Annotated in this window: 15 protein-coding genes; 4 read left to right on the forward strand and 11 right to left on the reverse strand. The window is 43.1% G+C overall.

All coding sequences use genetic code 11. The features are described from left to right. Window positions 1–5: 5 nt before the first annotated feature. The 5 genes from cas6 to G460_RS0120680 form a co-directional block, all read right to left on the reverse strand. Window positions 6–890, reverse strand: coding sequence for a CRISPR-associated endoribonuclease Cas6 (gene cas6, locus G460_RS0120660; protein WP_026957114.1), 885 nt, complete (start codon window positions 888–890; stop codon window positions 6–8). Between the two features lie 97 nt (window positions 891–987). Further along, window positions 988–2,085: a redox-regulated ATPase YchF gene (gene ychF / locus G460_RS0120665; RefSeq protein ID WP_026957115.1), complete on the reverse strand. Its 1,098-nt coding sequence runs from the start codon at window positions 2,083–2,085 to the stop codon at window positions 988–990. Then, window positions 2,085–3,179: an AI-2E family transporter gene (locus G460_RS0120670; protein WP_026957116.1), complete on the reverse strand. Its 1,095-nt coding sequence runs from the start codon at window positions 3,177–3,179 to the stop codon at window positions 2,085–2,087. The genes ychF and G460_RS0120670 overlap by 1 nt, the downstream gene beginning before the upstream one ends. A gap of 76 nt (window positions 3,180–3,255) precedes the next feature. After that, window positions 3,256–3,588 (reverse strand): DUF3276 family protein, encoded by a 333-nt coding sequence (locus G460_RS0120675; protein WP_026957117.1) that lies wholly within the window; start codon window positions 3,586–3,588, stop codon window positions 3,256–3,258. Window positions 3,589–3,759: 171 nt separating this feature from the next. Next, window positions 3,760–4,107, reverse strand: coding sequence for a 4Fe-4S dicluster domain-containing protein (locus G460_RS0120680; RefSeq protein WP_026957118.1), 348 nt, complete (start codon window positions 4,105–4,107; stop codon window positions 3,760–3,762). Between the two features lie 119 nt (window positions 4,108–4,226). Here G460_RS0120680 and G460_RS0120685 point away from each other — a divergent pair, with 119 nt between their 5' ends. Beyond that, complete coding sequence (locus G460_RS0120685) at window positions 4,227–5,243, forward strand: acyl-CoA reductase (protein ID WP_342667623.1); 1,017 nt, start codon at window positions 4,227–4,229, stop codon at window positions 5,241–5,243. Here the strand turns inward: G460_RS0120685 and G460_RS0120690 are convergent. Further along, window positions 5,240–7,009: a sensor histidine kinase gene (locus G460_RS0120690; RefSeq protein ID WP_035464839.1), complete on the reverse strand. Its 1,770-nt coding sequence runs from the start codon at window positions 7,007–7,009 to the stop codon at window positions 5,240–5,242. The two genes, G460_RS0120685 and G460_RS0120690, sit on opposite strands and share 4 nt — an antisense overlap. A 389-nt stretch (window positions 7,010–7,398) precedes the next feature. On the opposite strand from G460_RS0120690, the gene G460_RS0120695 reads away from it, so the two are divergent. From G460_RS0120695 to G460_RS0120705, 3 genes are all read left to right on the forward strand, one after another. Next, window positions 7,399–7,983 carry a hypothetical protein gene (locus G460_RS0120695; RefSeq protein ID WP_051316168.1) on the forward strand — a complete coding sequence of 195 codons (585 nt, stop codon included), beginning with the start codon at window positions 7,399–7,401 and terminating at the stop codon, window positions 7,981–7,983. Beyond that, window positions 7,983–8,666: a DUF2490 domain-containing protein gene (locus G460_RS0120700; RefSeq protein WP_035464841.1), complete on the forward strand. Its 684-nt coding sequence runs from the start codon at window positions 7,983–7,985 to the stop codon at window positions 8,664–8,666. Before G460_RS0120695 ends, G460_RS0120700 begins: the two co-directional genes overlap by 1 nt. A 134-nt stretch (window positions 8,667–8,800) precedes the next feature. Next, window positions 8,801–11,692 carry a PAS domain-containing hybrid sensor histidine kinase/response regulator gene (locus G460_RS0120705; RefSeq protein ID WP_026957123.1) on the forward strand — a complete coding sequence of 964 codons (2,892 nt, stop codon included), beginning with the start codon at window positions 8,801–8,803 and terminating at the stop codon, window positions 11,690–11,692. Here G460_RS0120705 and G460_RS0120710 read toward each other — a convergent pair. The 5 genes from G460_RS0120710 to G460_RS0120730 form a co-directional block, all read right to left on the reverse strand. Beyond that, window positions 11,680–12,612: a tetratricopeptide repeat protein gene (locus G460_RS0120710; RefSeq protein ID WP_026957124.1), complete on the reverse strand. Its 933-nt coding sequence runs from the start codon at window positions 12,610–12,612 to the stop codon at window positions 11,680–11,682. The two genes, G460_RS0120705 and G460_RS0120710, sit on opposite strands and share 13 nt — an antisense overlap. Beyond that, window positions 12,596–13,696, reverse strand: a complete 1,101-nt coding sequence (locus G460_RS0120715) for an AI-2E family transporter (RefSeq protein WP_026957125.1) — start codon at window positions 13,694–13,696, stop codon at window positions 12,596–12,598. The genes G460_RS0120710 and G460_RS0120715 overlap by 17 nt, the downstream gene beginning before the upstream one ends. Window positions 13,697–13,743: 47 nt before the next feature. Then, the gene (locus G460_RS0120720) at window positions 13,744–15,777 is read right to left on the reverse strand and encodes a M3 family metallopeptidase (protein ID WP_026957126.1); all 2,034 of its coding nucleotides are present in this window, start codon (window positions 15,775–15,777) and stop codon (window positions 13,744–13,746) included. Between the two features lie 22 nt (window positions 15,778–15,799). Beyond that, window positions 15,800–17,170: a tetratricopeptide repeat-containing protein gene (locus G460_RS0120725; RefSeq protein WP_026957127.1), complete on the reverse strand. Its 1,371-nt coding sequence runs from the start codon at window positions 17,168–17,170 to the stop codon at window positions 15,800–15,802. 136 nt (window positions 17,171–17,306) lie between these two features. Continuing rightward, the gene (locus G460_RS0120730; RefSeq protein WP_026957128.1) at window positions 17,307–19,736 is read right to left on the reverse strand and encodes a zinc-dependent metalloprotease; all 2,430 of its coding nucleotides are present in this window, start codon (window positions 19,734–19,736) and stop codon (window positions 17,307–17,309) included. Window positions 19,737–19,767: the final 31 nt, after the last annotated feature.

The raw sequence follows: 19,767 nt of genomic DNA on the forward strand, positions 1-19,767 counted from the left end.
GTTGCTTAATCTTCTGAGCTTTGCTCTTCTTCTCCTTCTGTAGGAGCTACATTCTGTCTGACTCGCTCTGTAGGTCTGTAAGGAACAAAACCTTCTCTTTTGAATTTGTAAGTAGTGGTTCTGTTTCCTGATGGGTGATTAGCCAGATCCAACATACCAAATCCTTTGTGGGTGAAGGCTCCCAAGCCACACTTGAAGACAAAATCTTGTACTTCAGGAGCTGCATAGAGGGTGAATGGAAGGGTGTAACCTCTCACTTCATATTTCACATCCATGTCATAGACGGCATAGATTCTCGCAAATTTCTTCTGCTGTTCTTTCAGTTTGTTGACATAGACCATGTCAGGCACTACCTGAAACTTGTAGAAGCTTTCCATTTGCTCTTGAGAATACCATCCGGATCTCTCCATACGGGTCAGAGTGGATTCATACAATAGATCGGAGAATTCATCACTGTCTGGGCTGATGAATCTTTTTCCTGCTTCCTCGTTGAATGCAGGAGTGATCAATACCAAGGGGGAGATACAAACGAATTTGTTTGAAGTCTCCAACTCAGGTTCTACTTCCAATTCCGTATACTCAGGAGAGAGAATCAAGTTCCCCAATTCAATTTTCGGAGTTGCAAAAACCTGCTCTAGCAAGTAGTCCAAAAACTCTTCGCTCTGGGAAGAGAGGACTAAGGTGACCAAGCTAGAATAGTAATGCAAACCGCTTCTGCTCACTTTCGTCTGGCCTTTGAGACCAGAGAAATTGAAGTAATTGTAATTGAAGAATTCTTCTCTACCTCCTTTGACAATCAGTCCTTTGAGAAACTGCGCCAAGATGTATTGGTGATGGAAAGGCAAATAAGAACCTTTGTTCTTTAACGAAAATATTAGTCTTACTCTCACGGTGTTTTAAAAATAATGAGACAATAATTAAGGAAAATAGGTAACGTTTTTTGGGTGAATAAACAGAGGCAAAATTACATTTATTTTTGAAAAAACGTTAAACGTTGAACCTAAAATGCATAATATCCCCGTCTTTTACAATATATTCTTTCCCTTCTATGGCGATTTTCCCATTTTCTCTACATCCAGCCTCGGTCTTAAACTGTTGGTAATCGGCTAGTTTGATGACCTCAGCTTTGATAAATCCACGCTCGAAATCAGTGTGAATTACCCCCGCTGCCTGCGGTGCTTTCCAGCCCTTTTTGATCGTCCAGGCTCTGACTTCCTGTACGCCTGCTGTGAAATAGGTGATAAGATCCAGCAATGAATAGGCGGCAGAAATCAATTTGTTGAGCCCACTTTCTTCTAGGCCATATTCCCCAAGAAATAGTTCGATTTCCTCAGGATCGTCAAATTCGGCTATTTGAGATTCGATTGCTGCACATAGGATGATTACTTCAGCATTCTCCTCTTTAACCTTTTCTTTCAATGCTTCAACGTATTTGTTGCCCTCAAGGATACTGTTTTCATCCACATTGGCTACGTAGAGCACCGGTTTGATCGTTAAAAGATGCAAATCTCTGACAGCCTCCAAGTCTTCTTTCTCTACATCCACAGCACGTGCGTTGAGCCCAGACTTAATCCCCTCTTTGAATTTCAATAAGGTCTCCAGATCTTTTTTGGCTTTTGCATCACCTGATTTGGCAACCTTCTCGATTCTCAGGATTTTCTTATCGATAGATTCCAAATCTTTCAATTGGAGCTCCGTATCGATCACTTCCTTGTCAAAAATAGGGTCTACACTGCCAGCGACGTGAACGATATTATCATCTTCAAAACATCTGACTACGTGTATGATCGCGTCTACTTCCCGGATGTTTGCGAGAAATTTATTTCCCAGTCCCTCTCCCTTGGAAGCACCTTTGACCAATCCGGCGATATCGACAAATTCGATCACGGTAGGAAGTACTTTGTGAGGATTGACGAGTTGCTCCAAGATTTGCAATCTCTTGTCCGGAACAGTCACCACGCCTACATTAGGCTCGATGGTACAAAAAGGAAAATTCGCTGCTTCAGCTTTTGCACTGGAAATTGCATTGAACAAAGTGGACTTGCCGACGTTTGGAAGTCCTACGATGCCACATTGTAAGGCCATTAATTCGAAGTTTTTATTTTAAATATTCTGTAGGATTTATACCCTTGGTAGAACTCCATCACTGAAACCCTAAAAATGGTGTAAACCGGAATGGCAAAAATCATCCCTAAGACACCGGCGATTTTTGCACCGGCAAAGATAACAACAAATATTTCAAGGGGATGTGCTTTTACAGATTTAGAAAAGATCAAAGGCTGCAAAACAATGTTGTCAGTCACCTGCACAACCGCAAAAACAGATAAAATCTTGATCAAAAGGTAAGTGAACTCATTGCTATCGGCAAAATTGCCTGTAGAGATTCCAACGATGATTCCAAAGGTGGCTCCCAGGATAGGTCCCGCATAGGGAATCAAATTGGCAAAAGCAGCAAACAGGGCGATAGTCAAGGCGTAGTCCACTCCCAATATTCCTAAGCCTATACTCGCAATAGAGAATATTGCCAAAATTTGAAGAAAAAGTCCGGTTAGGTAGTTGGAGAGAAGTCGCTCCACCTTGGAGAAAGTGGCCACAGACAGCTCAAAATAGGGGTTGGGAATCAGATGAAGAAAGTTTCTTCTCAACAATCCATTTTCCAACAAAAGGAAGAATGTAATAAATGCTACCGCCATCAGTCCTATAAAAAAGGTGCTGGCTGTGTTGATGACCTGACTTAGGAAGTTTCCAAAATCAAACCCCGCAATCATGGAGATAAAATTGTTTTTCAGCTCATCAAACAGGTAGCCTGGCTCCGAATCCATCAGTCGATGCTTCAGTAGCCAGTCTTCCAGCCGCACTACCGGGATCTTGATCTGCTCGTAGATGCTTTCCAGATCTAGATTGCTGAGGATGATCACCTGATTATTGATCAGTGGGAAGAATAAAAGTCCCAGTGATACCAAAAGCAAAATAATAGCGGTGTAGGAGATAAGGATAGCGGACCATCTTGGGATATGCTGTCCCAAGACATGGAAATCATTGAGTCGATTGGTCAAGGGTCTCAGCAGTGCTGCCAAGATCATGGAGAGGATCAGGTATGCAGATATATTGGAAAAGTACCAGCCAAACAGTACAAAGGCCCCGATTATCAGAAATAGATATAGAAAAAACCGCTGCATAGAACAAATGGAAAAGGAGGCCTCAAGCCTCCTCTAATATACTGTTTTCAGAATGTAATCCGATTTGAAACCGGGCTTATTCCCATCTCAATTCGTTTCTGTTGTATTCGTCTTCTGACTCTTCCTGCTCATATTGCTCAAAATCATGCTCAGGCATCAAGTCTGTTTTGATATAGTCCACCGACTCATTGAGTGCTTCTACAAATTTGAAAAAGTCCTCTTTGTACAAGAAGATTTTATGCTTTTCGTAGGTGAAGTTATCTCCATTTACTTTTCTCTTACTTTCTGTAATAGTCAGGTAGTAATCGTTGGAGCGGGTAGATTTGATATCGAAAAAATAAGTTCTCTTTCCTGCTTTTACTTTTTTGGAGAATATTTCATCTCGGTCATAGCCTCTTCGATCTTCCACAATTCGTTTTGGTTTAATGTGCTGGGGTTACTATTTGAAAACTAAGATAGCATAATTCAATTTTAGATTTCAAATAGAAATTCGAATATTTTTTGAAAAAACAGTAGAGAATTTGTGTTTCGCTTAAAAAGTCAAAAATGGATATAAAAAAAAGCGGATAAACCGCCTTCTTTATTCTCCGTGCAAAAATGCTTTTTTTGCCATCAGTTCTTCTTCAGTTTCAGGATGATCCGGGTCATCCACACAGCAGTCTACCGGACATACGGCAGCACACTGCGGCTCTTCATGAAAGCCATTGCACTCGGTGCATTTCGCCGTCACGATGTAGTAAAACTCATCAGAGACAGGCTCTTGACTTTCGTTGCCATCTACTACAGTACCATCCTCAAGCGTTACCTCTTGCAAGGATGTTCCTCCAGCCCAGGTCCACTCGATTCCGCCTTCATAGATTGCAGTGTTTGGACATTCTGGTTCGCATGCACCACAATTGATGCATTCGTCTGTGATCATTATCGCCATAAACAAAGTATTTGTTTCAAAATTACTAAGCGAAACCTAGACCCACAATAAAAAGTTGTCATACTAACTAATTTATAATAATTCTTATTTCAGTCTCCAGAAACTGATAAATTTGCAGCATGATTGACCTCAAAACGCGTATCGCAGTCTTTGTCTCTTTGGGAGAAAGAATCGAAAATCTCGATGAATTCCAAAAAGAATATCTTTTTCGCAGAGCCGGAAACAAAAATAACTGGTTCACACCGGCAAGCTGTGAGCGTGCATTGCAGGGATTGGTAGCCATGCTCCAGGCAGAGAAGCTCCAAAAATGGCTTTCTTCCTATGACTTGGATCGAAAAGTACCTGTGCAAGATGTGGGTGTTTTGATGGCTGGTAATATTCCTGCCGTTGGCTTTCATGACCTTATGACGGTCCTGCTGGCTGGTCATAAGGCCAGTGTCAAGCTGAGTTCTGCCGATGAAGTCCTGATGCGCTGGCTGATAGGGCAGCTCCTGGAACTTGAGCCGGCCTTTGCAGAACGAATTGAATTGGCTGAAATGCTCAAAAACAAGGATGCCTATATTGCTACAGGCTCAGATAATTCTGCAAGATATTTCAATTACTATTTTGGAAAATATCCCTCCATTATCCGTCAAAATAGAACGTCTATTGCCATACTAGATGGAAGTGAATCAGAGGAAGACCTAGCCAGACTAGGGGAGGATGTGTTTACTTACTTTGGACTGGGGTGTAGAAATGTATCCAAAATCTACTTGCAAGAGGAAGCGCAACTGACACGAATTCTGGATGTATTCAATTCTTTCTCTGAAAAAGTCTCTCTTCATAAATTTCTCAATAATTACGAGTACAATAAGTCCATCTACCTAGTCAATGGGGAAAAGCACCTGGACAATGGATTCTTGATTTTCAAAGAAAGTCAAGAGCTAGTTTCTCCTATTGCAGTGGTGTATTATGAATTGTATGCATCGAAGGAGGAGCTGACTGAAAAATTAAAACAACAAGAGTCAAAAATTCAATGTGTAGTCTCTCACACTGACCTGTGGCCAGGAGCTATTTCTTTTGGGGAAGCACAAAGTCCTGAGCCATGGGATTATGCGGATGGGGTAGACACGCTCCGGTTTTTACAAAGTCTCTAATTCTTAGTCGGGCTGCCTTTGGGCAATTGGATGCAAAACTTGGATCCATGCCCCACTTCTGACTCTATCCAGAGCTTTCCTTTGTTTTTGTGAATGTACTCTTTCACGAGAATCAAGCCCAAACCAGTGCCACTTTCATTATTTTGTCCCCGGGTAGTGAATGAGACGCCTTCTTGGATTTTCTGAAGGTTCTCTTGGTTGATGCCGATTCCATTGTCTTTGACACAGACTTGAATGCTTTGGCCTAAGTCTTTGACACTGATCTGAACAGTCCCACCTGCCTTCGAAAATTTGATAGCATTATTGATGAGGTTTCTCAAAACCATATCCATCATATTTCTATCCGCCAAAACCCAGGTCGGAGGGTAGTCTGCTATTTGAATTTCGACCTCTTTTTCCACAGCGATTCGCTGGAGGAGTTTCCGCTGCTGGTGCATCAGGATAGCAATATCAAAGTTGTCCAGATGAATCTGCTCTCCACGGATTTGGCTACTGGACCAGGCAAGGAGGTTTTCTAGCAAAATGGCCACTTGCTCCATGTTTTTGGAAACTTCCGGAAGCATCTCCATAAATTCCTCCTGAGTAATCAAGCCTGTCTGAGTCATGTGGATCAACTCTTTCACGCCAAAGACAGGACCTTTCAGGTCATGCGAAATGATGGAGAAAAATTTGTCTTTCAGATCATTTAGCTGCTGCAATTCTTTGGTTTGCTCTCTTAGCCGCTCATTGGTTTTGATCTGCTCTGTCTGGTCATCAAACAGTAGGATTTCACCGTAATATGTCGTTTTATTTTCAAACAGCGGTATGGATTCTACTTGATAGGTTTTCTGGTTTTGCCGGTTGACCAGCGAGATAGTTTGATTGCTTTCTTTTTCCTGCTCTAATAAGTCAAGAACTTCAGGAGTATTCACGAGTAGATCCTTAGAAGATAGACCTACAGAGATTGACTTCTCTTTTCCATAGAATTTTCTAAAAGCAGGATTGAAATCAACAATTTGATGACGAGCATCTACTACAAGTACTCCCTTGCTCAGGGATTCCATGATCTTAGTCTGCGCTATGGGCTTCAGGCTGAAGAGGCTATACCGTACTATGGCAAAACCTAATAAGGCATACGTCAGCAAAAATGCAAATGGCGTGAGGTCTATTCCATCAAAAGGTTTGATCAATCCGACTTGGTATAATACATTGAAAATCAAAGGAAGAAATCCGCTGATAATCATGAGTTTGGTTTGGATGCGATAGATGGGGTCAGCGCTTTTGAAGCGCTTCCACAGGATCAATGTCCCAGCCAAATAAGCCAAGTAAGAATAAGCTGTGTGAATGTAATACCAAGGCCCTACCTGGATTTGAAGAATAGCCAAAGAACCACTTTGCTTCACTTCTGTGTGGGCATAGTGGAGATGATGCAGGTCATTGGTCAGTACGGCTAAAAAAGTAAGAGTGGGTATCAGAAAAATCCCAATCAGGATATGTGGTGCCTGCCACCTATTAAAACCAGAGTAGTTTAAAGTAAAAACCAACCATGCCGCTGGCACATAGCTGATGCCAATGTATTCGTAATCAATCCAGAAGAGTATGTTTTCCAAGCGAGTTTCACTCAGCTCCAGGCCATAAAAAAAGCCCCAAATACAGACCAAAAGCATGGTCAATGCGATCCATCGCGTAGAATCCCCCAGCTTGATGGCTATATAGATCGACAAGATTCCGACCAATAGGCTAGAAACTATGAGAATAGAAGAAAATGGATTGCTTAGGATTTCCATTTTGGGCTGGGAATGCCAGTGGCATTCTTTTGTTTATTCTTGACTTGGGGATTGATTCCTAATATTACATCAAATAATCAAAAGAAATAAATGGAATCAGCTTGAAAATCAGTAATCCTATAAAAATAGTTCGTGCGATTTTCCTTATGGTATTGGGTATGACTGATTTCTGCCAGTTTTTAAATTTCTTAAGATTTTCTAAAAAATATCTTTTGTCGATGATTGATTAGCATCTAAGAAATACTGAGAAAATTGGATTTATTTATCAAAGCTTTACTTTTATCCTTTCAGGAGGGCATTTGAAGGAGATTTACTCCATAGCATAATTCATAACATATTGGTCTCATCATGCAGCAGTTATAAAGCTGCAGATTTTTTATTTTTGGGCCATGCGCATCTACCGATTTTCACTTTTATTCGCCGCTTGCTTCCTGCAGGCCGCTCTAGTATTTTCTCAGGGGAAAATTGAAAAAGAGAAAAGCATCAAAAAGAGCGAGGTGCCTGAGGCAGCCTTAGAATGGTTGGATGATGCTTTTGAAGAAATCAAAAAGCCAAAATGGTATCAGGAGTTTTTTGAAAATGGGTATTCCTACGAAGCAAAATTTCGCTTTCAAGAGCATTTTTACAGTGTGGAATTTGACTCCCTTGGTCGGATAGAAGATGTAGAAGTAGAGATCCAGCTTTCCGAACTGGCAAGTGAAATTCGGGAGACAATAGAAGCATACTGGGATACCAACTATGAGAAGTACAAGGTCTTAAAAGTTCAGATTCAATATTCTGGAGAGGAAGATGACCTGGAAGATTTTTTTGATGAGGATTCAATGGAAGGAGTCAGAATCGCCTATGAAATTGAATATCATGGAAAGGAGATCAGTGGGGCAGATGAAATCTGGGAAGCTACATTTGATAGTGCGGGAGTGTTCATCAGCAAACGGAAAATAATCATTCGCATCTCGGATAACCTTACTTTTTGATGAAAAAGCTGTCGCTTCTTGCTTTTCTGTTGGTATTTATCCAGAGCGTCTATGCTCAGGATAGGGTCTTCATGACCGGGTTTTTCCCGGAAGCCGCCTTGACCAAAAAGTTATCCAATGGGAATAAGATCAATTTCAAGGTGGAAAATCAGGAGTACTTTTATCGCAATGTAGAGGATCCGTCTGAACGATGGAAGGTGTCGCACTATAGAACCGACTTGATGGCTTTTTATGATTGGAAAGCCAGTCCCTTATACAGTCTTGCATTTGGGGTATTTCATAGAATTCATGAGGGAGCCAATGCCAATCGACTGATCCAGCAATTGGCTTTTATCCAGCGAACAAGGATTGGCCGCTTGGGACACCGAATCCGGACAGATCAGACATTTCAGACGGCTGAACAGGTCGTCTATAGACTTCGTTATCGTCTGGCTTGGGACATTCCATTGGAAGGTACGACGCTGGATCCGGGGGAGAAGTATTTGGTGATATCTGACGAACCTATCTTTGGTCTACAGGGAGAGGAGTTTGATATTGAGAATAGGCTGGTTTTATCTCTGGGTAAACTGATAGATGAACAGAATAAAATTGAATATAGCATTGATTATAGAACTGATGGATTTTTTCAAGATGGGTTCCGAAACCGCTTATGGTTCAAAATAGGATATTTCTATAATTTTTAGACCAAATTTAGGGTTTGAAAGGCTTTAAATTTGTTGTGAAATACAAATTGATGTATGTTTGCGTTGTGAGTGATCGGGTTTGATTTTTCTATTCCATGTCCTTGAAAAATACCGATTCAGCAATTTAAAATTCAATGCAAGAACGAGGTATCAATAGTACTTTTAAAAAGATCATTTACGAGTCATCGGAGATGGTTTTTCTTGCAGATGATACCTATCCTTATAGTATTTTTTATGGCAATGAATCCTTTGAAAATCAGATAGGAGAGTCATTGGAAGAGAGAAATCTCGTGGGGCTCGGTTTGGATATCAATGCTTACATTTTCAAAGAGGAGCTTGTGCTTTCCCATCAGGAAAGAGACTTCGCTTTTCATTTGGAATTGCCCCAAGACAATGGCTCCAATTATTTTCTGTTTTATAAGGGAAAAGAAATCCGAACGCAAGGCCTTCCGGCTAGAAAGGAAATTCATCATTTTTTCAAATCCCAATTAGATCTCATCGCCCTGGGGCAGCATGATTATCTTACCTATGTCAATGCTGCAGTGACTCCGATTTTGGGATATGAGCCTGCCGAAATACTCAATTCGGGTCTATGCCTTTTCTTGCATCCAGAGGATGTGGAGGCAATTACGGCAATTTGGAAGCGAAGAGGGGGAGATGCGCAGATGGATTTCTTTGCAGCCCGCATTAAGGGGAAGGATGGAGGCTATCGCTATCTGGAATGCTCTGTACAGTTTACAGAAGAGCATTTTTACCTGATTGCAAGAGATAAGACTGATCAGCAAAAATTGGCGCTTCAGGAAACTATCCAACATAATCTTTTGCAAAAGTATCATGGAGGTGAAGAGAGCATCCTATGGAGCTGGTCTCAGGGAAATCGGAGTCTGGAGTGGGGAGTTGGAGAAACCAATATGCCACAATCCACCCCTCAAGCACTTGAGCATAAGATAGCTTTGCAACTCAGTAAACTTGATTCACAGGAAACTCACTGGGCACTGGAGGTCCAACTAGAGGAAACTTATTGGAAGCTTGCGGCTGAGAAATATGAAACTACTTGGCTGGGGATAGTGTCAGAGCAGACGAAGCAGAAGCAGCTGGAAAACTCCAATGATCTGATTCATCAGCTCTTTCAGAATACTCCGGAAGCGATCATGGTCACCCAAGTTGATGGTTCAGTGTTCCTTTGCAATGAGGAGTGTAAGAAACTGCTTGGCTTGGACTCTAGTGATGATTTTGCACATTTGGATGAACTGAGTGGTCTATTTACAGATGGGACACAGTGGAAAGAGTGGTTGGAGCAAGCCCGCCATGATGAAAATGCAAAGCGATTTCCTGTTTCTTTAAGTCGCAGGGATGAGACAAAACTTGAATTGGAATTGTCATTCAAGCTCATGGCAGCTCCGTATCAGGAATACATCTTGATTTCTTTCCAGAATGTAGTGGAAAAAATAAGCCTCGAAAAATCCCTAGCCGAGAGCAGTGATTTCTTGATGAATCTGACCGAGCAGGTTCCGGGAGGATTGTATCAGTTGGTTTTGGATGAAAGCGGAACCATGTCATTTTCATTTTTATCCAAAGGTATCGCTTCGGTTTTGGGATTGTCAGAAGAGGAAGTGGAGAATTTCTCCGATATCTCTCTGGCAATAGCGAGGGTTCATCCCTTGGATTTGCCTCAGGTGATCATGTCATCTGTTGCTTCCGCCAAAAAGCAGGAACCTTGGCAATGTCAGTTTCGGGTCAAAAGTGATTTGGATCCTAGCGGATACACCTGGGTTTTGGGAGCTGCCAGACCTCAATCCATGGAAAATGGAGATATGGTATGGTATGGCTATCTGACAGATATAAGCCAGCAAAAAGAATTTGAAAGCAAATTGGATGTGGCTCGGAAAACTGCCGAAAAGGCGAGCCAGATCAAGTCTGATTTCCTATCCATGATCAGCCATGAATTGAGGACTCCACTCAATGCCATCTCTGGATCAGTCTACGCTATGCTCCAAGATGACCCATCGGAAAATCAAAAAAGCACACTGGGAACAATCAATTTTGCGGTAGAAAATCTAATCATCATGATCAATGATCTATTGGATTTTCAAAAAATAGAAGCCGGAAAATTGTCCATTGAAAATGCACCTTTCCAATTGAAAGACTTGGTAGAGCAGGTTATGAAAGGCTTGACTTTTCATGCCAAGGATAGTAAGAATGACTTGAACCTGCATCTGGATGGTGATCTCAACTTGATGGTAAAAGGAGATAAAACTCGCCTTTCCCAGATTTTGAATAACCTGATCACCAATGCACTGAAATTTACCCAAGAGGGGAATGTCGACGTGAGTTTGAAACTGCTACGCAATTCTGGGACTCAGGCCAAAGTCTATTTTGAAGTTAAAGACAATGGAATCGGCATAGCTGCTGAAAACCAAGAAAAAATCTTCAATGATTTTGATCAAGTGCAGCCGAGCTTCAGTACCAAATATGGTGGTACAGGTCTTGGATTGGCGATTACCCGGAGACTACTTCAACTGATGGGAGGGACCATTGGGCTCGACTCCCAGCTGGGTAAAGGAAGCACTTTTTATTTTGAGCTGCCTTTTGAGGTAGTGAATACACCGATAGCCAATGGTGCTCAGCCCGATAGATCTAGAAGAGATTTTTCCAACCTTCACTTTTTGATGGCGGAAGACAATGATGTCAATGCCTTGGTCTTGGGAAAGATAATTAAGAGATGGGGATTTACCTATGATCGCGTGGAGGATGGGGCTGAAGCTGTCGAAGCCTGCCAAAGTAAGCGCTACGATTGTATTCTGATGGATATCCAGATGCCTGTCATGGATGGATTTGAAGCGACTGTCGCCATCAAAGAAATGGTTAACACTCCGGTGATCGCTTTGACAGCTGCGGCCAAACTGGAGATTATGGAAAAAATAGAGGACTGTGGCTTTGATGGGTTTGTAGCCAAACCCATCGATGCATCAGAGCTTCTCAAGAAAATCCAGGATGTCATCCTTGAAGTAGATCACAGTTCCTGAGCTTTCTCAAAGTACTCTTCTACCAAGTCCATTTCTGGATAGTCTTGGTATAGCTCATCTAGAAACTGCAACGCAGAAATCTTATCCCCTTCCAGCACATAATAGATTCCTTTGTTTCTATAGGCATAGGGGTTGTTTTCATCCATTTGTATGCTTTGATTGATCAGGTCGATTCCTTCCTCATTTTTGCCTAGATAGAGGAGATAGAGCCCTTTGTTATTATAGAAATAAGCCTGTCGGTTGTTGAAGGAGATCGCTTTATCGACTGCATCCAGTGCTTCCTGATAGTTGCCTTCGTCAAATGCGATCATGGACCGAAGATTATGCAGGTTTGGCTCAAAAGGATTGATGCTTTCGGCCTGGATCAGCAAATCTTTGGCTTTGTCAAAATCTTTGAGGTAATAATGAATCGTCGCTTGATTGACCAGCAGGTCAGAATTATCCGGATCCAATTCGCTGGCTTTTTGAAAATGCAGAAGAGCATCATCGAATTCCTCGAATTTTTCGGCTACCAAACCTGCTAAAAAGTGACCTTCCCAATTTTCTGGATCATTTTTCTTCATCCAGTCGGCATCACTCCGAGCATTGTAAAACTCACCATTGTCCAAGTAGCTCAGTCCCCTCTGAAAATGGGCCTGAGAATAATCAGGACGATAATAGATTGCTTGCGAAAAGTCCGAAATCGCCTGACCAAACTGATTGAGTTGCACATGGGCCACGGCTTTGTTAAACCATGCGTCCGCATAGGCCGAGTCCAGTTCCAAGGCTTCCTGATACAGTTGGATGGCCGAACGAGGGTCATTTTCCTCTAGCTTTTCATTTCCTTTGAGAAGAAACCTTCCTTTTTTGTCCTCTACGGAGTCACAAGAAAGGATACTAAATGCCAGTATTCCGTAAAGAATACTATTCTGAATTTTCATTGTCTTCTGTTGGTTTGGCTTTCTTAGAATTGGGTTCTTCTCCCATGAGATATGCAAAAGGTCTCGTTTCCTCACTTAGGTCAAATATTTCTCGGAGAATTGCCATAGTAGGGATCACTAAAACCATACCAGCTACTCCCCAGATTGTACCTCCGATCAACAAACCCAAAAACGTGATAAATGCATTTAGGTTGACATTGCCTCCGACGATCTTGGGAGTCAGGAAATTTCCCTCTACCAACTGGATGATCTGATAGCAGACGAGCACCGCCACAGGGTAGAACAAGCTGTCTTTGGTCAGAAATGAATAAGTCACCGGTAGCAAGACGCCGATAAATGGTCCTACATAAGGTATGATATTCAATATCGCTCCCAGCACTCCAAAGAAGATCGCATGCTGGATGCCCAAGGCGGTATATGCAGAGATATTGAGAATTGCCAAAATGATCATGACTTTGCCTACTCCGATGATGTAGTGCTGAATCACATTGGTCAGACTGTTGATCCTCATCCTCACGAGTACAGGATCCCGGTCCCTATAGATCATAATCATCATCCTCGTCAGATGATGCCTATAGATAAGGAAGAAAAACATAAAGACAGGAATCAACACCAGCCCTGATAGTGAGCCTACAGTCTTAAGAGCAAAGTCAGAAATACTGGAACTGTTCTCCACCAGCACACTTTTGAGGTAGTCCGTATTTGCTTTCTTTCTTATCTCATAGTCTGCTTGCAGATTGGCCTGAGTCCACTCATCGATCTGCTCGCCATACGTAACAAGCTTGGTAGACACATTGTCAAAATCATTGGTGAATGATGCGACATTGGCGATGATAAAAGTCAATAGGCCCCCTACGATCAAAGTCATGGAAAGCAAAGAAATCACACACGATAGACTCTGCGGCACTTTTTTTCTTTCCAGCCAATTGGTCAAAGGCGTAAAAAGGATCGCAAAGAATCCTCCCAAAAAGAGCGGAATCAGAAGGCTTTTGCCAATTATCAGGAAAAACACCAAGACGATGATGAAAAGCATAATCGACAAGGCAGAAAGATAGGGGGGGATATTGAGCTTTTTGGAGACCATTATCTTAATTTTTGAGAAGATAGAGCTACTATTTCAGAATTCAAAAATCAGGAAATCAATCCGGCTCTTCGGAGAAGCGCTTCGGGTTGAGGCTCTCGACCTCTGAATCTTTTGTAAAGTATGGAAGGGTGCTCCCTGCCACCTGCAGAAAGGATATGATCCTGAAAAGCCTGCGCGGTATTTTTGTCAAACACACCTTTCTCCTGAAACAGCTCAAAGGCATCTGCATCCAAGACCTCCGCCCATTTGTAACTATAATAGCCGGACGCATAGCCCCCTTGGAAGATGTGGGAAAAGGAAGTACTCATCAGGGTACCTTCCACTTCTGGCAAAAGGGCAGTTTTCTCCATACAGGATTTTTCGAAATCAGGAATGCTCGAGATCTCATTGGGAGCGATGGAGTGAAATGCCATATCCAAAAGCCCAAAGCTGATTTGTCGGACAGTCTGATAGCCCTGCTGGAAATTTGCCGCTTTTTTGATTCGCTCCACTAAGTTTTCTGGAATTTTCTCTCCAGTCTCATAGTGTACCGCAAATAGATCCAAACATTCTTTTTCATAGCACCAGTTTTCAAAAATCTGCGAAGGAAGCTCTACAAAGTCCCAAAACACACTTGTGCCGGAAAGCGATTCATAAGTACCTCTGGCCAGCATGCCATGAAGGGCATGACCAAACTCGTGGAATAGCGTCGTCACTTCATTGAAGGTCAATAGACTCGGCTTGCTTTTGGTAGGTTTGGTAAAGTTGCAGACAATAGACACATGAGGTCTCTGCTCTTGGCCTTGGGAGACAAATTGCCCTTTGTAGCTGGTCATCCATGCTCCGTTGCGCTTGCCGGCTCTTGGGAAATAGTCAGCGTAGAAGACGGATACAAAATTCCCGCTTTCGTCTTTGACTTCATAGGCCAAGACATCTGGATGGTAGACAGGAATGTCTTTGTTGGGGATAAATTGGAGACCATAAAGCTTGGAAGCTGTCTGGAATACTCCTTCTATTACCTTTTCCAATTGGAAATAAGGTCTCAGCAACTCATCATCTAGCTCATATTTTTCTTTTTTGAGCAATTCGGAATAGTAAGCAAAGTCCCACTTTTCCAACTGCTTCAGGCCATCCCGTTTTTGGGCATAGGCTTCCAGTTCTTTCACTTCCTCTTTTGCTTTGGGAAGTGCTTTTTCCAGTAAGTTTTCCAAAAAGTCCATCACTGCTTTTGGGCTTTTGGCCATGCGCTCTTCAAGGACAAATTGCGCATGAGAAGAATAACCCAAGAGCTGAGCACGCTCATTGCGAAGTCGAAGAATAGAGCGGATGATTTCCTGATTATCCAGCTCATCACCTTTACATGCCTTGGTGTTGTAGGCCATAAACAAGGTCTTGCGAAGCTCACGATTGTCTAGATAAGTCATCGCTGGGATATAAGACGGAAAAGCCAAGGTGAAAGCCCATTGGCCAGGTTTTCCTTTTTCTTCTGCAGTCTGGGCAGCAGCTTCTTTGATACTTTCCGGTAATCCTTCGATAGCTGCCTCTTCCTCTACATAATGCACATACTTATTGGTTTCAGCCAGAACATTTTCTCCAAACTGAAGTGAAAGCTGCCCCAGTTCCTGATCGATTTTTCGGAGTTTTTCAGCATCCTCTTGGTTGAGGTTTGCACCATTTCTCACGAAGGACTTGTATGTTTTATCCAACAGTGTCTCTTGCTCTGGACTCAGCGTCAATTGGTCTTTTTGGCTAAAAACCTGAGCAACCCGCTCAAATAATGCCTGATCCAAAAGAATGTCATTGGAATAGGCGGTCAGCAAAGGGGAAATCTCCCGAGCCAATTTTTGGATTTCATCATTGGTTTCGGCCGAATTGAGATTGAAAAATATACCGGAAACGATACCGACTTGCTTTCCTGCCATATCCAAAGCCTCGATGGTGTTTTCAAAAGTCGGAAGTGCTTGAATTTTGATTTGCTCAATTTCCTTTTTTCCGGACTCTATGGCTTGTTTGATGGCGGGCAAAAAGTCCTCAGTTTTGATCTGATCAAATGGCGCTGTTTCAAAAGGCGTCTGGAAAGGCGCCAAAAGTGGGTTACTCATACAGAAATATTGCTTTAGGGTATTAATCGGGAGCGATCCATTTTGGTTCTAGCAAATGCCCGACTTTTTTCATTTCTGATGCTAATTTACCCAATTGTTGCTGAAAGCTCTCCACTTGCCAGGGATGATGTTGGATTTTTTCGGATTCGGCGAGTGCCATTTTGTATTCTTCAAACCTTCCCAAGCCAAAAAGCGCCTCTGCCTTGTTGACCAGTATCCAGTATTTTTGGGAAAAATAATACTCCCGTAACTCCTGACCATCTTTGCTGCCATCATTCATAAGTGGGGAATCATTCTTTTCCTTGCTGAGAATGATGGGCCAATCCCGCTCACAGAGAAATAACACACGATTCCATGTTCTCTGCGCAAAGATCAGGTCTGCAATTCGCTCCTGATCATTGTTGGCCAAACTAGAAGTAGCCCGATAGACCAAAGTCATGGCCAGATTGATCCCATTGTAGCGATTGTTGAGTAGGTAGTAGCTTCGCTGATAGTAGAGAATGGAGTCCTCCAGATGCTGATTGCCCTGCCCATTCTCATAGAGTTTTTTCTCTACTGCACCTGCAGACGAGACCGTCTCCGGATCATTGGTGTGTGCCAAATTGATGGATTTGAGGAGATCTAGAGCTGCGTAGAGCGAACTCAAACTGTCTGGGTCCGCAGCTTTGTATGTGCAAAAAGCCAATCTGTGAACCAAATAAGTGTCTTTTTGATCTCCTGAAAGCAACATGGCTGAGCGAAATAAATCCCTGGCTTTTTTAAATTCCTTCACCTCAACGGCATCTTCCGCCTCCTGGATAATCAGGGAAAGGGCCTTGCCGACGCTGGGGCTGGCAGGATTGGGAGCTGCAGGCGCTTCCAATATCGCCTCCTTGATTTCTTCTTGGATCTTTGGTGGGATCAGGGAATTGAGATAGGTGTATACCGGGCTGTCTGACTCATCTTTGTCTATCACTGAATCGATCAGCTTGCCCAAAGCTAATCTGAACCGCTCCACCTCTTCGTAGTCGATCGCGTCTCCCAGATGCTGGTAGCTGGTGATCAGGATATGATTGAGATCAAAAGGATAGACCAATTTGTCCTCTGAAATGACGATGGTGGTAAAAGGACGCAATGCATGTCTGACTCCCAATTCATAAAGTGCATTCGGGTTGGCAGTAGAAAGATCTGCTATCACCAAGTCCGCTTCCAAAAGCTCCCGGTACATCTGCACATCGATATTGCCGGAATGAAGGATCTCATCAGCCCTTACACATTCCAGATTTTTTGCTTCTACGACAGGCTTGATGAGGAGGCGGTAGGATTTATTCAGATCTAGTTTTCTTCCGTTTACAAAATCGGTTTTGATTCCAAATCCCATCACGACAAAACATCTTCGTTTAGATTCTCCCATTTTTAAAAAATTGATAAAGAGTGGTTTAATCTGTTAATCTAAGTTTTTCATAGAAGAATTCATATTTCCCTAAGGGATATCTTGGGCTGAAAAAGAAAACAAAAAAATAGGCCGGGATTTCCCGGCCTAGATCAAATCAATACTCAATATCGCAACTCATGCTTTCGCTTCCTATCGGAGATCCATCCGGTACTTTCAAGCTTTCCTGTACGACCAACTCCTCTGGCAATTCCAAATATGCGTGAATTTTATCTGCCAGATAGGCGGAATGTGCTCCTATCAGACCAGATGAGTTTCTACCTTTCAGTTTTGAATCAGCCAGATTTGCAAGTTTGTATCGAACCAATGCTCTCACGGAATTGGATGCCTCAGAACTTTTGGACAAAGCAATCAGCTGATCCACAAGTTTCGCTTCAGTCATCAATTTAATCTCCGCCTGAAGTCCTGATGGGAGAGAAGGAGAGAAAACTTCATCACTCACTTCATTCAGGATGTCTTCAAAGCCCGGAAGCTTGCTGTCCTGTAGATTTTGTAGGAACATCCGGTTGGCTCTGCCAGTTTCAAACAAAAAGCTAAATGTCAGATCCACAATGCTTTCCGCAGGGGCAATCGGATCAAATACCGGCCCGGTACGTGAAACGAAAGTCTCTCGGTTTCTATAAAATCCATAAGGACGAGGTGGGATCAGGGCCAAAATATGGGCTGGTACTTCCAATTCTTCAGGAGAGATAGTTCTCATCAAAGCATCCAAGGCTTTTTGCTGGTCAGCATCAGCTACCCATTGATGTCTGGCTTGATTATCCCCCTTCACTTTGTAAGTATAATCCAGTCCTCCGATCACTTTGCTGGTTGCTTCCAGCTGATAGCGATGCATCAAAAACAAAGGAACCAATACTTCTTCGAGCATGGCTTCTGGAGTTCCTTCAGGGATGGCATTCAGCCCAAAAGTGGCCAGTTTGGCTTTTCTGACACCCAACATGCGTTCGAGTTCGTCGGATGCTGAAGCCCCATTGTCCCAAAGATGGGAGCGCGGATGAGCACCACTCGGATCTCTGGAGTCGGAATCCGTGATGAATTCGTAGCCAGCATCGTAGGTTTTTTCCAGAGTTTCATTGATGAAATCAGCTTCGCTTTGTCCTGCTGCAGGATAGCCATATCCTACGGTAATAGCCCATTTGTCCCATTCGCCGATTTTATCATCATAGGCCTCACTCAGGTTGATTTCTCCAGAAGAGTCCAGAGTGATCATCGGGTAAGGGTAGTCCATCACAGAAGATCTGCTCTCTGCGGAGGTTGCGTAGCTGTGTGCCAAACCAATAGTGTGCCCGATCTCATGAGCTGAAAGCTGTCTCAAACGCGCTAAAGCCATTTCCAACATTCTTGGGTCAGCTTCTTTGCCCTCTTCGAATGGCTGTATCAAGCCCTGGGCAATCAAGTAGTCTTGTCTCACTCTCAGAGAACCCAAGGATACATGTCCTTTGATGATTTCACCTGTTCGGGGATCTCTCACACTACTACCATAGGACCATCCTCGGGTAGATCGGTGAACCCATTGGATGACATTGTATCGCACATCCATCAGATCCATGCCTTCAGGTGCCAGTTCCACACGGAAGGCATCCTTGAACCCGGCAGCTTCAAAGGCTTGGTTCCACCAGTTACCCCCCTCAATCAAGGCAGATGCTACTGGTTCGGGAGTCCCGCGATCAAGATAATAGACAATCGGTTCTACTACTTCAGAGACTGCGGCGTCGGGATTTTTCTTTTCAAGTCTATGTCTTGATATAAATCTTTTGACAATAGGCTCGGAAATTTCCGTGGTGAAATCCATGTAGCTGATAGAGAAGAAGCCTGCTCTCGGATCAAAATCTCGAGGGCTATAGGCATCGTCCGGCAATTGGATAAAGGAGTGTCTCTGACGGACCGTAACCGCATCTGCACTCGGTGTCACAGAGCGGATCAATCCACCGGATGCATTACCCGTAAGTGTGACTATTGCTTCCACCTCGGTGTTTTCAGGGAAATTTTTGGTCATCGGGTAGTAAAGTCCAGAGCGGGAAGCATCAGCTCTATAGCTGCCTTGACGTCTTTGGGTCAGTCGATCCGCTACACCATGGGTGTCTTGCAGGTAAAAACTCGTGGCATCTACGACATAAGTGCTGCCATCTTTTTGGGCGATCTCAAACCCCCAAAGTACGGATTCGGCAAAAGCATCTTGAACAGCCTTTACTTCGGATGGATTATCCGAATAAGCTCTGAAATCGTAGTTTTTCTGTACCAGAAGCAACTTGTTGCCGGTTTTTCTGAATTCCACAATCCGAGTACCGCCCAATTGCCCACGATCCAGACCAAGATCATTGGAGCCGACACCGGCGGTCAGGGAACTCACATAGAGGAACTCTTCCTCCAGTTCATCTACCTGTAGGTAGATTTTTCCTTTTTCTTCATCTAGGTAAAAGTCAATAAACCCTTCTTTTTTGCTCATTTTGGACAAGTCCAGGTTTTGGGCCTGTACCTGAAACAAACAGAAAAGAAGGACTAAGGTGGTGGTAAATGTTCTTTTCATAAGGTTTGATCTTTGAGGTCAAATTATCAAA

Origin of the sequence: Algoriphagus vanfongensis DSM 17529 (assembly GCF_000429465.1) — a bacterium.
Taxonomy (GTDB): domain Bacteria; phylum Bacteroidota; class Bacteroidia; order Cytophagales; family Cyclobacteriaceae; genus Algoriphagus; species Algoriphagus vanfongensis.